The organism is Citrobacter sp. Ce129, assembly GCF_030334545.1.
Lineage (GTDB): Bacteria > Pseudomonadota > Gammaproteobacteria > Enterobacterales > Enterobacteriaceae > Citrobacter > Citrobacter europaeus.
The window spans coordinates 18,764-37,484 of record NZ_JAOWDS010000020.1 but is presented as its reverse complement, the minus strand read 5'-3'; the positions used below and the strand labels follow the sequence as shown (position 1 = coordinate 37,484).

Below are 18,721 nucleotides of genomic sequence, written 5' to 3'. Positions count from 1 at the left end.
CGATAAACGGCGGTGAAAAACCGCCAACAAGCGAACATAACCACTTGTTTAAAAACAAATTAAATACAAATCAGCCTATTTTTCATCCGCTTTACAGCTCATTTTGTCAGGATAATACTTGCCTGCGTCACATTCATACGGTGTGTCTGCAATCCATAAATTGCAACCTTTCCACAACCGGGTAAAAGATGATGAAAGTATTAATTGTTGAAAGTGAGTTTCTGCATCAGGACACCTGGATCGGTAGCGCTGTCGAACGTCTGGCTGACGCATTAAGCCGCCAAAATGTTACCGTCATTAAGTCCACCTCATTCGACGATGGTTACGCAATCCTCGCCGCCAATGAAGCCATTGATTGCCTGATGTTCAGCTATCAAATGGAACAACAAGACGAGCACCTGAACGTCAGGCAATTGATCGGCAAGCTCCACGAGCGCCAGCAAAACGTTCCCGTTTTCCTGCTGGGCGATCGCGAAAAAGCCACCGCATCGCTGGATCGCGACCTGCTGGAGCTTGTCGATGAATTCGCCTGGATTCTGGAAGATACCGCAGACTTTATCGCCGGGCGTGCCGTTGCGGCGATGACCCGTTACCGCCAGCAGCTTCTGCCGCCGTTGTTTAGCGCGCTGATGAAGTACGGCGACATCCATGAATACTCCTGGGCCGCGCCAGGCCACCAGGGCGGCGTCGGATTCACCAAAACGCCGGCCGGTCGTTTTTACCATGATTATTACGGCGAAAATTTATTCCGTAGCGACATGGGTATCGAACGCGCATCTCTTGGCTCGCTGCTGGATCACACCGGCGCTTTTGGCGAGAGCGAAAAATATGCCGCCCGCGTGTTTGGCGCTGACCGCTCCTGGTCCGTTGTGGTCGGGACTTCCGGCTCTAACCGCACCATTATGCAGGCTTGCATGACCGACAACGACGTCGTGGTGCTGGATCGTAACTGCCACAAATCTATTGAGCAGGGGCTAATCCTTACCGGAGCAAAACCGGTGTACATGGTGCCAAGCCGCAACCGGTACGGCATTATCGGGCCTATCTACCCGCAGGAAATGCAGCCTGAAACGTTACAGAAAAAAATCAGCGAAAGCCCGCTGACCAAAGGCAAAACCGGGCAAAAACCGTCTTACAGTGTGGTGACCAACTGTACCTATGACGGTGTTTGTTATAACGCCAAAGAGGCTCAGGACCTGCTCGCGCAAACCAGCGATCGCATCCACTTCGATGAGGCCTGGTACGGCTATGCCCGCTTCAACCCAATTTATGCCGATCACTACGCCATGCGTGGCGCGCCGGGCGATCATAACGGTCCTACCGTTTTTGCCACCCACTCGACCCACAAACTGCTGAATGCGCTCTCTCAGGCATCTTACATTCACGTCCGTGAAGGTCGTGGGGCCGTGAACTTCTCACGCTTCAACCAGGCGTACATGATGCACGCCACCACCTCTCCGCTGTATGCCATCTGCGCATCAAACGATGTGGCGGTTTCCATGATGGACGGCAACAGCGGTCTGTCGCTGACTCAGGAAGTGATCGACGAAGCGGTCGATTTCCGTCAGGCCATGGCACGGTTGTATAAAGAATTCACCGCCGAAGGCGACTGGTTCTTCAAACCGTGGAACAAAGAAGTGGTAACCGATCCGCAGACCGGCAAAACCTATGACTTTGCCGATGCGCCAACCCAACTCCTGACCACTGACCAGAACTGCTGGGTGATGCGTCCGGGTGAATCCTGGCACGGGTTTAAAGACCTGCCGGATAACTGGAGCATGCTGGACCCAATCAAAGTCAGCATTCTGGCGCCGGGGATGGGCGACGATGGCGAACTGGAAGAGAGCGGCGTACCGGCAGCGTTGGTCACCGCCTGGCTTGGCCGCCACGGTATCGTACCGACCCGAACCACTGATTTCCAGATTATGTTCCTGTTCTCAATGGGGATTACTCGTGGGAAATGGGGCACGCTAATCAACACCCTGTGCTCATTCAAACACCATTACGATGCCAATACACCGCTGGCGCAGGTGATGCCGGAACTGGTTGAGGAACATCCTGAAACTTACGCCAATATGGGCATTCACGATCTGGGCGACACCATGTTTGCCTGGCTGAAGGAGAACAACCCTGGCAGCCGACTCAACGCGGCCTACTCCGGCCTGCCTGTTGCTGACATCACCCCGCGTGAAGCCTATAACGCGATAGTCAGCGATAACGTTGAGATGGTCGCCATTGAAAATCTGCCGGGTCGTATAGCGGCGAATTCCGTGATTCCTTACCCACCGGGAATTCCAATGCTGCTGTCCGGGGAAAACTTTGGCGACGCCAATAGCCCGCAGATTAGTTATCTACGTTCGTTGCAGTCCTGGGACCACCACTTCCCTGGATTTGAACATGAAACCGAAGGAACGGAAATTATTGACGGTGTTTATCACGTCATGTGCGTGAAAGCATAATGTCGCTTTATAGATAGTCCGATGTTTAAGGTAGACATGTCATTCTTGAGTAATTCCTGAGTATTGCTGCAAAACAATAACATTGTCATACCTTTTTGCGCGGGACCACCCCGCGCTTTTTTTATACGCAAATAGCACGTTTCCACTTGCGTACAAAATTGTGTACATAAGAAAAATCCCGCAAACATTGTAATTAATTTCAGACACGTTATTTTATTGCAGTCCTGGTTTCATCATACAATTTCAATTTAGCCGATATGGTTCATCTGATGATGGGCTACGGTGTTTTATGTTCATATTCCTGGAGTTTGGGTATGAGGGTTTGCAGCAGAGCAGCTTGTGTTGTTGTATTAGCGGAGAAGGATGTTTGGTTAAGGATTAACGGTAAAGAAGCCATCAGCTTAAAAACTAATCATATGGCGTTGGTGGCATGCGATAATAATATTATCGATTTCTCATCACTTAATAACGCACTGGTCGTACATATCAGTCGCGATATCATTAAAGACTATCTGCGATTTTTAAATAAAGACCTTTCACAGATTCCACTCTGGCAACGGAGTGCCAACCCAGTGATGACCGCCGCGTGTCTGACGCCGGATGTCTTCCGTATAGCCGCCCAACATAGCGTTATGGACACAGTGGACGAAGGTGAAAGTGAGCGCACACGCTCGCTACTGTTCACGGTGTTATCACGTTTTCTCGGCAGCAAAAAGTTTATTTCTCTGCTCATGCATATACTACGTAGTCGTATCAGCGACAGCGTCTATCACATTATTGAGAGCGATATACATAAAGACTGGAATTTAAGCATGGTCGCCAGTTGCTTATGCCTGAGTCCCAGTTTGTTAAAGAAAAAGCTCAAAAGTGAAAATACAAGTTACAGCCAAATAATTACTACATGTCGCATGCGTTATGCCGTCAATCAGTTATTGATGGACGGCAAAAACATTTCTCAGGTATCTCAACTGTGCGGATATAACAGTACTTCATACTTTATTTCTGTATTCAAAGAGTTCTATGGAATGACGCCACTGCATTATGTCAGTCAACATAGGGAGCCATCCGCTGCCTGATTTTTAATCAGATAGCGATAAGCCATAATAATATCAGCATTAGCGATACCCCCAGTCCGTCACCATAAAATAGTCTTCTGAAGAGGTATGATTAAGCGTCATTTATCCTTATCAGGAGTTAAAAAATATGTCGACGGATGCTGATGCTCACAAAGTGGGCTTAATCCCCGTCACCCTTATGGTGTCGGGGAATATTATGGGTTCCGGTGTATTCCTGCTACCCGCAAACCTTGCGTCAACTGGCGGGATTGCAATCTACGGATGGTTGGTCACTATTATCGGTGCTTTAGCACTGTCGATGGTGTACGCAAAAATGTCGTCCTTAGACTCCAGTCCCGGTGGTTCTTATGCTTATGCCCGCCGCTGTTTCGGTCCTTTTTTAGGCTATCAGACCAACGTGCTGTACTGGCTGGCGTGCTGGATTGGTAACATCGCCATGGTGGTCATTGGCGTCGGTTATCTGAGCTACTTCTTCCCCATCTTAAAAGATCCGCTGGTCCTGACGCTGACCTGCGTCGTGGTGCTGTGGATCTTCGTATTGCTGAACATTGTCGGACCGAAAATGATCACCCGTGTGCAGGCCGTCGCAACGGTACTGGCGCTGGTGCCAATTGTCGGTATTGCCGTTTTCGGCTGGTTCTGGTTCCGCGGTGAAACCTATATGGCGGCCTGGAACGTCAGCGGCATGAACACCTTCGGCGCAATTCAAAGCACTCTGAACGTCACCTTGTGGTCATTTATCGGAGTGGAAAGCGCCTCCGTCGCGGCAGGCGTGGTTAAAAATCCCAAACGTAACGTGCCTATCGCCACTATGGGCGGCGTGCTGATTGCCGCCGTGTGCTATGTGCTCTCCACCACGGCGATTATGGGTATGATCCCTAACGCGGCGCTGCGTGTTTCAGCTTCTCCGTTCGGTGATGCCGCACGTATGGCGCTGGGTGACACCGCAGGGGCGATTGTCTCCTTCTGTGCCGCGGCCGGGTGCCTTGGTTCTCTGGGCGGCTGGACGCTGCTTGCCGGGCAAACCGCCAAAGCGGCAGCCGATGACGGCCTGTTCCCACCCATTTTTGCCCGCGTGAACAAAGCGGGTACGCCAGTTGCCGGATTAATTATCGTCGGCATCCTGATGACCATCTTCCAGTTCAGCAGTATGTCGCCGAACGCAGCGAAAGAGTTTGGTCTGGTCTCTTCGGTCTCCGTTATCTTCACCCTGGTGCCGTATCTTTACACCTGCGCCGCGCTGCTGCTGCTCGGCCATGGCCACTTCGGTAAAGCGCGTCCGATGTACTTACTGGTGACCTTTATCGCCTTTGTCTACTGCATCTGGGCGGTAGTCGGTTCCGGCGCCAAAGAGGTGATGTGGTCGTTCGTTACGCTGATGATCATCACCGCGCTGTACGCACTGAACTACAATCGGATCCATAAAAACCCGTATCCACTGGATGCCCCGGTAAACAATAACTAACGCAAACAGTCGTCAGCCCGATGGCATAGGATCATCGGGCTGACGCCTTCCCCCCGTTATTCTTGAAATCAACATTAAGAACTTAAGGTTGGCTTAATTTTACTTTGAGAGGATTTGCGCCACTTAGTCGATGGAACCCCCTTAATGTTAAAGCTCCTGTTTAAAAGGCCCACTCTCGGGCTCATCAGTTGGCTTCTGCTGATCTCATTTTATCTTGCGACTTTCCTGAACATTGCGTTCTATAAACAAGTTCTGCAAGACCTGCCACTGGACTCCGTGCGCAACGTGCTGGTGTTTTTATCAATGCCGATCGTCGCATTTAGCGTCATGAATATTGTGCTGACGCTGGCCTCATTCCTGTGGCTAAATCGCCTGGTGGCGTGCATTTTCATTCTGGTTGGCGCATCGGCTCAATATTTCATCATGACCTACGGCATCATCATCGACCGCTCGATGATCGCCAACATGATGGACACCACGCCCGCTGAAACCTTCGCTTTGCTGACGCCGCAAATGCTCATCACGCTCGGGGTGAGCGGCATTCTGGCCGCGCTCATTGCCTGCTGGGTCAGAATCAAGCCTATTACTCCGGCGCTGCGCAGCGTACTGTTTCGTGGCGCGAACATTCTGGTCTCCGCGCTGCTGATCGTGCTGGTCGCCGCGTTCTTCTATAAAGATTACGCCTCGCTGTTTCGCAACAATAAAGAACTGGTGAAATCCCTCAGCCCATCTAACAGCATTGTGGCGACGTCTTCCTGGTATTCGCATCAGAGGCTGGCCCATCTGCCGCTGGTGCGCATTGGTGAAGATGCCCATCGCAATCCGTTGATGGTGAAAGAAAAACGTAAGAACCTGACGATTGTGGTTCTCGGCGAGACCTCACGCGGCGATAACTTCTCGCTATCCGGCTATTCGCGCCAGACCAACCCGCTGCTGGAAAAAGATGATGTGGTCTATTTCCCCCACACCACTTCCTGCGGAACGGCGACGGCGGTGTCGGTGCCCTGCATGTTCTCTGATATGCCGCGCGCGCACTACGACGAGGAACTGGCGCAGCATCAGGAAGGCGTGCTCGACATTATTCAACGGGCGGGAATTAACGTGCTGTGGAACGATAACGACGGCGGCTGCAAAGGGGCTTGTGATCGGGTACCGCACCAGAATATGACTAAGCTGAACCTGCCAGGGCAGTGTATTGACGGTGAATGCTACGATGACGTGCTGTTCAACGGGCTGGAAGAGTACATCAATAACCTGCAAGGCGACGGGGTGATTGTGCTGCACACCATCGGCAGCCACGGTCCGACCTATTACAACCGCTATCCTGCGCAGTTCAAGAAATTTACGCCAACCTGCGACACCAACGAAATCCAGACCTGTTCACAGCAACAGTTGGTCAATACTTATGACAACACCATTCTTTACGTTGACTATATTGTTGATAAAGCAATCAATATACTGAAAGAGCACCAGGATAATTTCACCACCAGCCTGGTTTATCTTTCCGATCACGGCGAATCCTTAGGGGAAAATGGCGTCTATTTACACGGCCTGCCGTATTCGATTGCGCCAGATACGCAAAAACATGTGCCGATGCTGCTGTGGCTCTCAGAAGATTATCAGCAACGCTATCAGGTCTCTCAGACATGTTTGCAAAAACGGGCAAGCTCAGAGAATTTCTCGCAGGATAATCTCTTCTCCACCCTGCTGGGATTAACGGGCGTGCAAACACAGAAATATCAGGCGGCAGATGATATTCTGCAACCCTGCCGGGGAGGCTAAACGAATGAAAATTCTGATTGTTGAAGACGATACGTTGTTATTACAGGGACTGATACTCGCCGCGCAAACAGAAGGTTATGCCTGTGACGGCGTATCAACGGCCCGTGCAGCAGAGCAGTGTCTGGAGACCGGACATTACAGCCTGGTGGTTCTGGACCTGGGTTTACCGGATGAAGACGGCCTGCATTTCCTGAACCGCATCAGGCAGAAAAAATACACCGTGCCGGTGCTTATTCTCACCGCGCGCGACACGGTGAAAGACCGGGTCAGCGGGCTGGACGTGGGTGCCGATGACTATCTGGTCAAACCCTTCGCGCTGGAAGAACTGCACGCCCGCATCCGGGCGCTGCTGCGTCGTCATAACAATCAGGGCGAAAGTGAATTAATTGTCGGCAATCTGACGCTGAATATCGGTCGTCGCCAGGTGTGGATGGATGGACAAGAGGTCATCTTAACGCCGAAAGAATACGCGCTCCTGTCACGCCTGATGCTCAAAGCCGGCAGCCCGGTACACCGGGAAATCCTGTATAACGACATCTACAGCTGGGATAACGAACCGTCGACCAATACGCTGGAAGTACACATTCACAACCTGCGTGACAAAGTGGGCAAATCACGGATCCGCACGGTCAGGGGATTTGGCTATATGCTGGTTGCCACTGAGGAAAGCTAAGTGAAGCTGCTGCAATTTCTAAAACAACCGCTCCCGCTTCGTCATCGCCTGATGCTGACGATCGGTCTTATTCTGCTGGTCTTTCAGTTGATAAGCACCTTCTGGTTGTGGCACGAAAGCACCGAGCAAATACAGTTGTTCGAGCAGGCGTTACGCGAAAATAGAAATAACGATCGCCACATCCTGCATGAAATCCGCGAAGCCATCGCCAGCCTGATCGTCCCCGGCATCTTTATGGTCAGCCTGACGCTGCTGATTTGTTACCAGGCGGTACGGCGAATCACTCGCCCACTGGCGGATCTGCAAAAAGAGTTAGAAACGCGGGCCGCCGATAACCTGGCGCCGATTGAAGTTCACAGTTCAACCGTTGAGATCCAGGCGGTCGTCTCAGCACTCAACGAGCTGGTAACGCGGCTCACCACCACTATCGAAAACGAACGCTTATTTACCGCCGATGTCGCCCACGAACTGCGTACACCGCTGTCGGGCGTTCGCCTGCATCTGGAATTACTGTCAAAAACCCATAAGGTCGACGTTACGCCGTTAATTGCCCGTCTTGACCAAATGATGGACAGCGTGTCGCAACTGCTGCAACTTGCCCGCGTCGGACAGTCGTTTTCGGCCGGGAGCTACCAGCACGTCAAACTGCTGGAGGACGTTATTCTGCCCTCCTACGATGAACTCAGCACCATGCTGGAGCTGCGCCAGCAGACGTTGCTCCTGCCGCAAAGCGCGGCGGACGTTGTCGTACGTGGCGATGCTACGCTATTGCGAATGTTACTGAGAAACCTGGTAGAAAACGCGCATCGTTACAGTCCGGAAGGCACTAATATTACGATTAGCCTGAATACCGGGCATGATGCCGTCCTGGCCGTTGAAGATGAAGGACCCGGCATTGATGAAAGTAAATGCGGGGAGTTGAGCAAAGCGTTTGTGCGTATGGACAGCCGTTTTGGCGGGATTGGGCTGGGGCTGAGCATTGTCAGTCGTATCACCCAGTTACATCACGGGCATTTCTATTTGCAAAATCGTCAGGGAACCACCGGCACTCGCGCCTGGGTGGAATTAGCGAAAGGTCAGTAAGAACTCACCCATACATACAAAAAGCTGCTGACGATCAGCAGGCTGCACACGGTGGTCAAACTTTCATAAATGCGGGTTTTCATAACACTCTCCTCCGATACTATGGAGGAGAGTTTGCCAGACACAGATTAAGTCAACCTTAAGGCATGACCTACAGAAAAAGGTTACTCATCGATACGTGGATGCTGCTGCACCAGGCGCGTACGCTTGAGCTGCAGATCGGCAATTTCCTGATCGATATCTTCGATTTTCTGCTCGATATTATCGTAGTGCTCGCCAAGGATCTCTTTCGCTTCCTGAATATCCGAAGCGGCAGGCGTGGCCCCTTTCAGCGGTTGATTGGCGGTCTCTTTCATGGTCATGCCGGTAATTAAACCAATCACCGCAATCACCATCAGATAATAAGCAGGCATCATCAGATTCTGCGAGCTTTCCACCAGCCATGCGGCCAATGTCGGAGTCAGACCGGCGATCAATACCGAGATATTAAACGCGGCGGCCAGCGCACTGTAGCGAATATGCGTCGGGAACATCGCCGGTAACGTTGACGCCATCACCCCGGTAAAGCAGTTGAGGATCACCGCCAACATCAACAATCCGGCGAAAATCAGGCCGATGACGTTACTGTTAATCAGAATAAATGCCGGAATCGCCAACACAAACAGCGCAATACTGCCCATGATCACAAACGGACGACGCCCGAAGCGGTCGCTGAGCAAACCCATAATCGGCTGCACAAACAGCATACCAATCATGATGGCGATAATAATCAACACGCCGTGGTCTTCAGAGTAATGCAGGTTATGCGACAGATAACTCGGCATATAGGTGAGCAGCATGTAGTAGGTAACGTTAGTGGCAATCACCAGACCAACACATGCCAACAGGCTACGCCAGTGCTTGGTCGCAATCTCTTTAAACGAGACCTTAGGACCTTCCTGCAGCCCCTGACGATCGCCCTGCTCCAGTTTATCCACGTGCTGCTGGAACGCCGGCGTCTCTTCCAGCGCATGGCGCAGGTACAGACCAATCAACCCTAACGGTAGCGCCAGGAAGAACGGAATACGCCAGCCCCACTCAAGGAAGTTGTCCTCGCCGACGATAGTTGAAATCAGGACCACCACGCCCGCACCCAGCACAAACCCGGCAATTGAGCCGAAGTCCAGCCAGCTGCCCATAAACCCGCGCTTACGGTCTGGCGAGTACTCTGCGACAAAAATCGACGCCCCGGTATACTCTCCGCCGACCGAGAACCCCTGCGCCATCTTACACAGCAACAGCAGAATCGGTGCCCAGATACCAATCGAGGCATACGAGGGAATAAGACCGATACAGAAGGTACTTATCGACATAATCACAATGGTGATAGCGAGTATCTTCTGACGACCGTATTTATCGCCAAGCATACCGAAGAACAATCCGCCAAGCGGTCGAATCAGAAAGGGAACAGAGAAAGTAGCAAGTGCGGCAACCATCTGCACGCTGGGGTCAGCCCCCGGGAAGAACACTTTACCTAATGCGTAAGCAACAAACCCATAAACACCAAAATCAAACCACTCCATCGCATTACCTAACGACGCCGCGGTAATGGCTTTTCGCAATTTACCGTCATCAATGATGGTAACGTCGCGCAGCGTTATTGGTTTTATTTTTTTCCTTTTTAACATACCCGTCCTCATAGACTTAGCCCTGTCACGCTACAGTTCGAGTCCCCTAACGCCCCTGCGTCAGGGTCATCACCGAGCGGGGAACGCACAGACGCATTCCCTGTAACAAGCGTAGCAGGTTTACTTACACTGACGAGAAACACGCAGTACAACCGAACCTGTTGACGCCTGATTGGGCGGTTAATGACCTCTTTACCCTAACAGTGTTTAAATTTGTGATCAACTTCACATATAGTTTTCCGTTTCGTCAACCTGCGTAAATCAGGTCATTCTGAGTCAACTTTTTTACATGTCATGCTTGCGATTTGCTGGCAATTAAATACAAGAATAAATCGCTTTGTTGCGCCAACAATCACAATAGTCACTATTATTCTGCTAGCAAAAAAATCACCTAATCCCTTCACAAAAAGATCACAGCTTTTTTAATAATCAGAGCGTTTAAGAAATTTTGCGCGGAATATGTGATGAAGATAACTAAAACATCGTTTTATTTTGATTGAATCAACGTTCCCATGAATGCACACTAATTCCAGACGCAATATCCCTGGGAGCAGCAACACGCTCAACGTATGCCGCGTTAGATTTTATAAAACAAAGAGATAGCGATTTTCTTTGTTAAAAGACATTAGTAACCATTTGAATTTATTAATTTTTACTTTCTTGCGCGAGTATTAGCTGCGACAAGACATGAGGACGTTTATGAAAATTAAAGCCACGATTGAACGCATCCCCGGCGGAATGATGTTGATTCCCCTGTTATTAGGCGCAGTGTTAAATACGTTAGCTCCGGATACCGGTGCGTATTTCGGTTCGTTTACCAAAGGAATGATCAGCGGAACGGTACCGATTCTGGCTGTATGGTTTTTTTGTATCGGTGCATCTATTGATTTACGGGCAACCGGCACGGTATTACGCAAGTCCGGTACGTTGGTAATAACCAAAATAGCCGTGGCGTGGGTAGTGGCAATGATTGCTGCTTCCTTTATTCCTGATACCGGTATTCAAACCGGGTTCTTTGCCGGTCTTTCCGTGCTGGCAATTGTTTCAGCGATGGACATGACCAACGGCGGTTTGTACGCCAGCCTGATGAACCAGTATGGAACCAAAGAAGAGTCCGGCGCATTTGTGTTGATGTCTCTGGAGTCCGGTCCGTTAATGACCATGGTGATCCTCGGCTCCGCAGGTCTGGCCTCCTTCGAGCCACACCATTTTATCGGCGCGGTATTACCCTTCCTGATTGGTTTTACGTTGGGTAACCTGGATCACGACCTGCGTTCTTTCTTCAGCAAAGCCACGCCGGTGCTGATCCCGTTCTTTGGCTTCGCGTTGGGCAACACAATTAACCTGAGCGTAATCGTTGATACAGGCCTGCTGGGTATCCTGCTGGGTGTCGCGGTTATCGTTATCACCGGTATCCCACTGATTATTGCTGACCGCGTTATTGGCGGTGGGAACGGTACAGCGGGCGTAGCCGCCTCTTCCGCAGCAGGCGCTGCGGTAGCAAACCCGGTGATTATCGCCCAGATTAACCCGGCGTTCGAACCGGTTGCCGCATCCGCGACGGCGCTGGTTGCCGCCAGCGTGATTGTCACCGCCATTCTGGTGCCGATTATCACCGCGCTGTATGCCAAACGTTTTAATAAAAATCTGGTCGTCAATGAGGCTGCGGCAACCCCGGCAGACTCCCTGCACCACTAAACCTGCCTTTATCCCACTCACCGTTCCTGCTCAATTGATGAGCGGGGACGGTGCAAAAATCTCCTCAACCATCGCATCAACCAGCCGTTTAGCCGAACACAATCGCGGCATTCCCAACGCTACATTTTGCCAACGCTGCGTCACCGACCAGCTCACCGGATGACGCTGCGCATCGCACCAGTCCCCCAGCCAGCTTAACATATCGTTGTGCTCGCCCGAGCCGCCGACAACTGGCGTGCTGAGCCAATGATGATAGTAATGACGCGTGGCGGGTGCCGCATTCACGCTGTCCGCCAGCGCCTGCGCAGCCATGGTTCTCAGGTTGTCTTTTAGCATTGACACCACATCGGCATTCGCTAAACGGCAGGCGTCACCGAAGGCTCCCCAGCGTAACTCCTCCAGCGCAACAAAACAGCGTCCAGGCAACGACCAGCCGTCATACGCGCCAGCCCGCCAACGGGTAAAGATTTGCTCGCTGTGTTCGCCAGCTTGCACCGTCAGACCGCGTTGCGTCAGCGCTTTCTCTTTATAAGCACCGCGCTGGGTAAACCAGTCGGTGAGTGCACTCACCTGCTGCATCAGGCCGGGCGTGGGCAGCCCGCGAGGCTGTTCGGTTTGTTGTAAAAACCTCAGCCCTTCGGCAATGCGCACCAGCGCCAGATGACCCGGGTCGATCATGCCCGCCAGCTTCTCTACCAGCTTGAGACGCATCACCAGATGCTCGCTGGACACTCCCGCCATCACCCACGCACGCAGTTGCGTTTGGGATAATACTTCCTGCGTCAGGCGCGCACGCAGGCGCTGCTGCTGTTGCAGAAAACCGCCGGAACGTTTGGTTTCATCTCCCTGAACCAGATCGACCATAAACTTCGGGTAGACACACTCCAGCGTCCGCCCGGGGCCTTCCAGTAACACGTTAGTCATGTGTGCTCGGTTGCAAAAAGGGTATTGATATCGTCGCGCAGCAAGCGGGAATCTTCATAAAGCCATGCCGCAGTCGTAATGCGATGCTGCAACTGTTCATTCAAGGCATTCACCGCAGATTCATTTTGCTGGCGCACGGTCAGACTCTCACGCAGGCTCGCCTGTAATTGCGTCAAACACTGTGAAAAATCAGCAAAAAACGTGGCCATGCCTGCCGTAACGGAAATATCGACCTGAGCGGCTAAAGCTTTACGAATTTGTTGGCAAAACTGGGTGACGTAATGCACAAGGTTATTATGCAGTGCGCCCATATCAATGAGATAACGCGTTTTCGTTTCAACGTAATCATTCCATCCCCAGTTGGGTTGATTCAGCCAACGCGAGAAGGTATCACGTACCACGCCGCCAGGAGACGGTGTATTCTCCGCCGGAATATCCTGTTCAATGGCCTCGTTAAACAACTGGCGGGTGTTGAAGTTAAACATCGCCGCATGAAACGCCGGAAAACGGATCCGCGCCCGAAAACCCGCGTGATTCAGTTCCTCTTTCACCCGCTGTTCAATAGGGCGCATGGCATCATTAAGCGCCCGGGACAGTGTCGACTCAAGCTGTTCAAAGCGCAGGGCTAAGTCCCGGCTGATGCTTTCCTGCGCCGCCAGCAAGACCACTTCACAGGACGAACGCATTTTATCCAGCACGATTTTCGCCTGGCCTTCATCGTGCAGCACCAGCATTTCTCCGACCATTTCTGCCGAGGAGACGCCAGCCCCCAGGCCATGTTGTGACATCATCAGGACGTTTTCTTTGACAAAGAACGTGTTGATGCCGCACAGAATCTCAGTCTGTTGATCATTGAGATAGCCCGCAGCAGCCTCCAGCGCCAACTCGACCTCATGGCTGACTTCATCGCTGACCCGCCCCTGACTCACTTCTAACTGTTGCATATCCTCTTCAATATGCGTGATGTTCAGCCGCAATTTTTCATAGGCAACCGTTAATCCGTGGGAGCGAAACTCCAGATATTCGTGCGCGCTTTGCGCATAATTCAATAACTTATGCGACGCTGAGCGTAGCGCATACAGTGAAGCATTGGCGTAAGCGGCATGAATCACTTTCTGAATCGGCTGCTCAAACAGCGAATCCTCCCACAACAGATCGGCGGCATGGCGGATGTGCTCCGTATCCTCAAGATCGGTGGTGCGCCAGCGTCTGCCAAGGGCCGCCTCGGCAAAGTCCTGTACCCAGCGTTGCACCTGATGATCCGGCAGCCGCCCGCGGGTCGTCAGCTCATGACGCGCCCTGTTCGCCAGATACCCCCACATCGAGGAAACTGGATAGATTCGCTCCGGGGCAATGCCGCCTTGCATCAGCGTGCCGGAAATTAACGCCCGCACCTGCTCTTCATCATCACTATTACGGTCTTTTTGATCGAACTTGTTCACCAGCGCGTATAACGGCACTGACTTACCAACCGCCATAATCGCCTGACGCACTTCTTCATCGGAAATCGACTTCAGTTGGGTGTAATCCAGCACCGCCAGCACCGCAGAAGCCCGCGCCAGCTGTTCATTCAGCATCTTTTGTAGGTGCGGTTGCCCGGCCTCATTCGGCCCTGGCGTATCCAGCAATGTTAATTGCCCCGGATAGCTCGCCTGTCCGGCCAAATGGACAAACTCAACCTCGATAACCGGAATATGCTCAATCGCGGCATAAGCGGCAAAAGGAAAATCGACCTCCAGCGCTTTTGACAAACGCACCAGGTCATTCAGGCTTTTAAGGCAATGGAAAATAGGCTGTGCGCCAAGATAATACCGTTCAAATGCCACGCCGTTTTCAATATGCTGCAGCAGGACATTCATATCCTTATCAATTTCCAGGGTCTGCGTAAGACGCTGGCGATCGCACTCGCGCACGCGCTGCTGTAAAACTTTCATTAAGGCATCAATCGGTGCGACATGTGAAAAATGCAGTACCGGCTCTTTCTGCCCCGGCGTATGGCGAATTAGCGTCGGTAACGCCGTCATGGGGCGATTACGATTAGGTAAAACTTCTGTCCCCACAATCGCATTAATCGTCGTCGATTTTCCCGCTTTCATGGTACCGACAATCGCCAGCACCATTTCCAGGCGCGTAATCTTACGCAGTTCATTATTGAGCGTTGCTTGCTGGACATCCATGCCACGCGTGCTGAAATGCATGGGTTGAACAACCTGTCGGCTATGCTCTCCTTGTTTTAGCGCGACATCATCCAACGACGTCATGGGCAATTTTTGCAATTGCCTGAGATGTTCAAGTGAGAGCATCAGCAAGCGTTCCGCTTCCTGACTTAATTCATATATTGTCTGTGTGTGCATGGAAAATTTTTCCTTAACGCAAATGGCATTGCTTTTATTTAGCCCAATCGTTTTATTTATAGATTTTTTGGCTTTTATAATTACGTGTAGAAATAATTAAAATCAAAACAACCAATTGATATTATTAAAATAAATTTGGCGTATAACCGTTGGCCTGATGCCTCTCACTTATCTAATAAGTAAGAAAGATAAACAGCGTAGTTCAGTTTTAAAAAATGCCAGTTTAATCCCCCTACTAAAATTAAGGGGGTTGGTGATATTCAATCACAATGACTTAGGCATCCGTAGGCATTGTTACCTATGAATATCAGATATTTCGCCTCACCTTATCTTAAATAACTAAGCGTAGCAATTTCCCTTAAAAAATATTCCGCCATACTTTCATTGGGGTGAAAGCAGAGGGTCTTTACAGCAGATCATTTTGCCTAATCGCGCAGTAGTCCCGACAAATGCAGGGATTTTATGTATAATTGCGGCCTTTTTCGGCAATCTGCCATTTTTTGGGCGCATTTGCCCCTGCTGACTTTTGAGGAAATCCACATGTCATTACCACACTGCCCGCAATGCAACTCCGAATACACTTACGAAGATAACGGCATGTTCATCTGCCCGGAATGCGCTCACGAATGGAACGATGCTGAACCGGCACAGGACAGCGACGAACTGATCGTTAAAGATGCCAACGGCAACCTGCTGGCTGACGGCGACAGCGTTACCGTAGTGAAAGACCTGAAGGTAAAAGGTAGCTCTTCCATGCTGAAGATCGGTACCAAAGTAAAAAACATTCGTCTGGTTGAAGGCGACCATAACATCGATTGCAAAATCGATGGCTTTGGCCCAATGAAGCTGAAATCTGAGTTTGTGAAAAAGAACTGATGCAAATTGCCTGATGGCGCTACGCTCATCAGGCTGCGCCAGCTCATCTGCCAGGCGGGAAGCTAATACTTCCCGCCTGGTTTATTTGTGCAGACAATAACTACACTTAACTGGCTTCTTTTACCTGAGGTAAAAATTATGCCGTTAAGTCCCTATATCTCCTTTGCAGGCAACTGCGCTGACGCTATCGCTTACTACCAAAAAACGTTAGGCGCAGAGCTGCTCTACAAAATCAACTTCGGTGAAATGCCCAAATCCGCGCAGGACAACGAAGAAGGTTGCCCTTCCGGAATGAAATTCCCCGATACCGCCATTGCTCATGCCAATCTGCGCGTGGCAGGCAGCGACATCATGATGAGCGATAGCGCCCCCGACGGAAATGCTCACTACTCTGGCTTTACGCTGGTGCTCGACACGCAAAACGTCGACGAAGGCAAACGCTGGTTTGATAACCTGGCAGCAAACGGAAAAATCGAAATGGACTGGCAGGAAACCTTCTGGGCCCACGGTTTCGGTAAAGTGAGCGACCAGTATGGCGTGCCGTGGATGATCAACGTCGTCAAACAACAGCAACCTACTGAGTAATCCAACGGGAGGCCCGCCCTCCCGTACTGTCATCAAAAATCGCTTAACTCTTCATCGCCGAGTAACCATCCCTTAACGAAAACGTCACATTGATCCGCCACGATGGGGCCACTTTTTTAGGGAGGCCGCATCATGCAAACGATTATTCGCGTCGAAAAACTCTCCAAATCCTTCAATCAACATCAGGCGCTCAATGCGGTTGATCTGAACATCTGTTCCGGTGAGATGGTGGCTCTGCTTGGACCGTCTGGCTCTGGCAAATCCACCCTTTTACGTCATTTAAGCGGTTTGATCACCGGTGATAAATCGCCTGGTAGCCACGTCGAGTTGCTGGGTCGCACCGTTCAACGTGAAGGCCGCCTGGCGCGCGATATCCGCAAAAGCCGCGCCCACACCGGCTACATCTTCCAGCAGTTCAATCTGGTGAACCGCCTGACGGTACTGGAGAACGTCCTGATTGGCGCGCTCGGCAGCACGCCTTTCTGGCGCACCTGTTTTAGCTGGTTTAGCCAGGAACAGAAGCAGCGCGCATTACAGGCGCTAACCCGCGTTGGCATGGCGCACTTTGCATACCAGCGCGTTTCCACGCTTTCGGGCGGGCAACAGCAGCGCGTCGCCATTGCCCGCGCGCTGATGCAGCAGGCCAAAGTGATCCTGGCCGACGAGCCGATAGCCTCGCTGGACCCCGAATCCGCGCGCATCGTGATGGATACCCTGCGCGATATTAACCAGACCGACGGCATCACCGTGGTCGTCACGCTGCATCAGGTGGATTACGCCCTGCGCTACTGCGAACGCATCGTCGCGCTGCGCCAGGGCAACGTCTTCTTTGACGGTAGCAGCCAGCATTTTGATAACGATCGTTTTGACCATCTCTACCGCAGCATGAACCGCGTCGAACAGAACGCACAGGCTGCTTAACTTTGCCCGAACTGAGGAATAAACATGAATTACAAGGCCGTTGCCGCGCTGGCGTTTACCAGCATGTTCAGCATCAGCACCTTGTTAAGCCCGGCGCATGCCGAAGAACAAGAGAAAGCGCTGAACTTTGGCATTATTTCGACCGAATCACAGCAAAACCTGAAGCCGCAGTGGGAACCGTTCCTGAAAGATATGGAAAAATCACTGGGCGTAAAAGTGAACGCCTTCTTCGCCCCGGACTACGCCGGGATCATCCAGGGAATGCGCTTTAACAAAGTTGATATCGCCTGGTACGGTAACCTCTCGGCAATGGAAGCGGTGGATCGCGCTAACGGACAAGTGTTTGCCCAGACCGTCGCCGCCGACGGATCCCCGGGTTACTGGAGCGTGTTGATCGTTAACAAAGACAGTCCGATCAACAACCTGAACGATCTGATCGCCAAACGTAAGGATCTGACCTTCGGCAACGGCGATCCTAACTCCACTTCAGGCTACCTCGTCCCCGGTTACTACGTCTTCGCCAAAAATAACATCTCCGCCAGCGACTTCAAACGTACCGTCAATGCCGGACATGAAACCAACGCCCTGGCCGTCGCCAACAAACAGGTCGATGTCGCCACTAACAACACCGAAAACCTCGACAAGCTGAAAACTTCCGCGCCGGACAAGCTGAAAGAGCTGAAGGTTATCTGGAAGTCACCGCTGATCCCGGGCGATCCGATCGTCTGGCGTAAAAACCTTTCCGAAACCACCAAGGACAAGGTGTACGACTTCTTTATGAATTACGGCAAAACGCCGGAACAGAAAACCGTACTGGAGCGCCTGGGATGGGCACCGTTTCGCGCCTCCAGCGACTTACAACTGGTGCCGATTCGCCAACTGGCGCTGTTTAAAGAGATGCAGGGCGTGAAGGATAACAAAGGGCTGAACGAGGAAGAGAAAACCAGCAAAACCTCGGCGCTGAAAGCGCAGCTCGACGACCTTGACCGTCTGACCGCCGCACTGGGCGCCATGACCAGCGTCACCAAAGCGGTGCAGTGATTTGTAGACCGGATTGTAGGCCGGATAAGCGAAGCGCCATCCGGCAAAGGCGTGAATGCCGGATGGCGACGCAAAAGCGTCTTATCCGGCCTACAACGCAAACACACGTGCCAACGG

General features: G+C 51.7%; 15 protein-coding genes. 11 read left to right on the top strand and 4 right to left on the bottom strand.

From position 1 onward, the window contains the following. Window positions 1–191 precede the first annotated feature (191 nt). The 6 genes from adiA to pmrB all read left to right on the top strand — a co-directional run bounded on the left by adiA (window position 192) and on the right by pmrB (window position 8,538). Window positions 192–2,459, top strand: coding sequence for an arginine decarboxylase (adiA, locus tag OGV77_RS00270; RefSeq protein ID WP_141110931.1), 2,268 nt, complete (start codon window positions 192–194; stop codon window positions 2,457–2,459). A gap of 314 nt (window positions 2,460–2,773) precedes the next feature. Next, window positions 2,774–3,535 (top strand): AraC family transcriptional regulator, encoded by a 762-nt coding sequence (locus OGV77_RS00265; protein WP_087051822.1) that lies wholly within the window; start codon window positions 2,774–2,776, stop codon window positions 3,533–3,535. 127 nt (window positions 3,536–3,662) lie between these two features. After that, a complete protein-coding gene (adiC, locus tag OGV77_RS00260; protein ID WP_003031853.1) occupies window positions 3,663–5,000 on the top strand; it encodes an arginine/agmatine antiporter in 1,338 nt (445 codons plus the stop codon). Between the two features lie 144 nt (window positions 5,001–5,144). Beyond that, window positions 5,145–6,782, top strand: a complete 1,638-nt coding sequence (eptA, locus tag OGV77_RS00255) for a phosphoethanolamine transferase EptA (RefSeq protein WP_087051821.1) — start codon at window positions 5,145–5,147, stop codon at window positions 6,780–6,782. Window positions 6,783–6,786: 4 nt separating this feature from the next. Further along, window positions 6,787–7,455, top strand: coding sequence for a two-component system response regulator PmrA (pmrA, locus tag OGV77_RS00250; RefSeq protein ID WP_043018133.1), 669 nt, complete (start codon window positions 6,787–6,789; stop codon window positions 7,453–7,455). Between the two features lie 9 nt (window positions 7,456–7,464). Then, window positions 7,465–8,538 (top strand): two-component system sensor histidine kinase PmrB, encoded by a 1,074-nt coding sequence (gene pmrB / locus OGV77_RS00245; RefSeq protein ID WP_087051827.1) that lies wholly within the window; start codon window positions 7,465–7,467, stop codon window positions 8,536–8,538. Here the strand turns inward: pmrB and pmrR are convergent. Together pmrR and proP are read right to left on the bottom strand one after the other, a co-directional pair. Further along, the gene (pmrR, locus tag OGV77_RS00240) at window positions 8,532–8,621 is read right to left on the bottom strand and encodes an LpxT activity modulator PmrR (protein ID WP_008321468.1); all 90 of its coding nucleotides are present in this window, start codon (window positions 8,619–8,621) and stop codon (window positions 8,532–8,534) included. The genes pmrB and pmrR overlap by 7 nt on opposite strands. Before the next feature lie 81 nt (window positions 8,622–8,702). Then, the gene (proP, locus tag OGV77_RS00235) at window positions 8,703–10,205 is read right to left on the bottom strand and encodes a glycine betaine/L-proline transporter ProP (protein ID WP_043018130.1); all 1,503 of its coding nucleotides are present in this window, start codon (window positions 10,203–10,205) and stop codon (window positions 8,703–8,705) included. A gap of 699 nt (window positions 10,206–10,904) precedes the next feature. Between proP and kdgT the strand changes: the two genes are divergently transcribed. Further along, window positions 10,905–11,903, top strand: a complete 999-nt coding sequence (gene kdgT, locus OGV77_RS00230; RefSeq protein WP_043018129.1) for a 2-keto-3-deoxygluconate transporter — start codon at window positions 10,905–10,907, stop codon at window positions 11,901–11,903. 30 nt (window positions 11,904–11,933) lie between these two features. Here kdgT and OGV77_RS00225 read toward each other — a convergent pair whose 3' ends face one another. Next, a complete protein-coding gene (locus OGV77_RS00225; RefSeq protein WP_047406891.1) occupies window positions 11,934–12,827 on the bottom strand; it encodes a diguanylate cyclase regulator RdcB family protein in 894 nt (297 codons plus the stop codon). Then, the gene (gene crfC / locus OGV77_RS00220; protein ID WP_087051820.1) at window positions 12,824–15,181 is read right to left on the bottom strand and encodes a clamp-binding protein CrfC; all 2,358 of its coding nucleotides are present in this window, start codon (window positions 15,179–15,181) and stop codon (window positions 12,824–12,826) included. The genes OGV77_RS00225 and crfC overlap by 4 nt, the downstream gene beginning before the upstream one ends. Before the next feature lie 540 nt (window positions 15,182–15,721). Between crfC and OGV77_RS00215 the strand changes: the two genes are divergently transcribed. The 4 genes from OGV77_RS00215 to phnD all read left to right on the top strand — a co-directional run bounded on the left by OGV77_RS00215 (window position 15,722) and on the right by phnD (window position 18,604). After that, a complete protein-coding gene (locus OGV77_RS00215) occupies window positions 15,722–16,057 on the top strand; it encodes a zinc ribbon domain-containing protein YjdM (protein ID WP_003031835.1) in 336 nt (111 codons plus the stop codon). 138 nt (window positions 16,058–16,195) lie between these two features. Further along, the gene (gene yjdN / locus OGV77_RS00210; protein ID WP_043018126.1) at window positions 16,196–16,642 is read left to right on the top strand and encodes a VOC family metalloprotein YjdN; all 447 of its coding nucleotides are present in this window, start codon (window positions 16,196–16,198) and stop codon (window positions 16,640–16,642) included. A gap of 132 nt (window positions 16,643–16,774) precedes the next feature. After that, a complete protein-coding gene (gene phnC / locus OGV77_RS00205; RefSeq protein WP_043018125.1) occupies window positions 16,775–17,563 on the top strand; it encodes a phosphonate ABC transporter ATP-binding protein in 789 nt (262 codons plus the stop codon). Between the two features lie 24 nt (window positions 17,564–17,587). Beyond that, window positions 17,588–18,604: a phosphonate ABC transporter substrate-binding protein gene (phnD, locus tag OGV77_RS00200; RefSeq protein WP_043018124.1), complete on the top strand. Its 1,017-nt coding sequence runs from the start codon at window positions 17,588–17,590 to the stop codon at window positions 18,602–18,604. Window positions 18,605–18,721 lie beyond the last annotated feature (117 nt).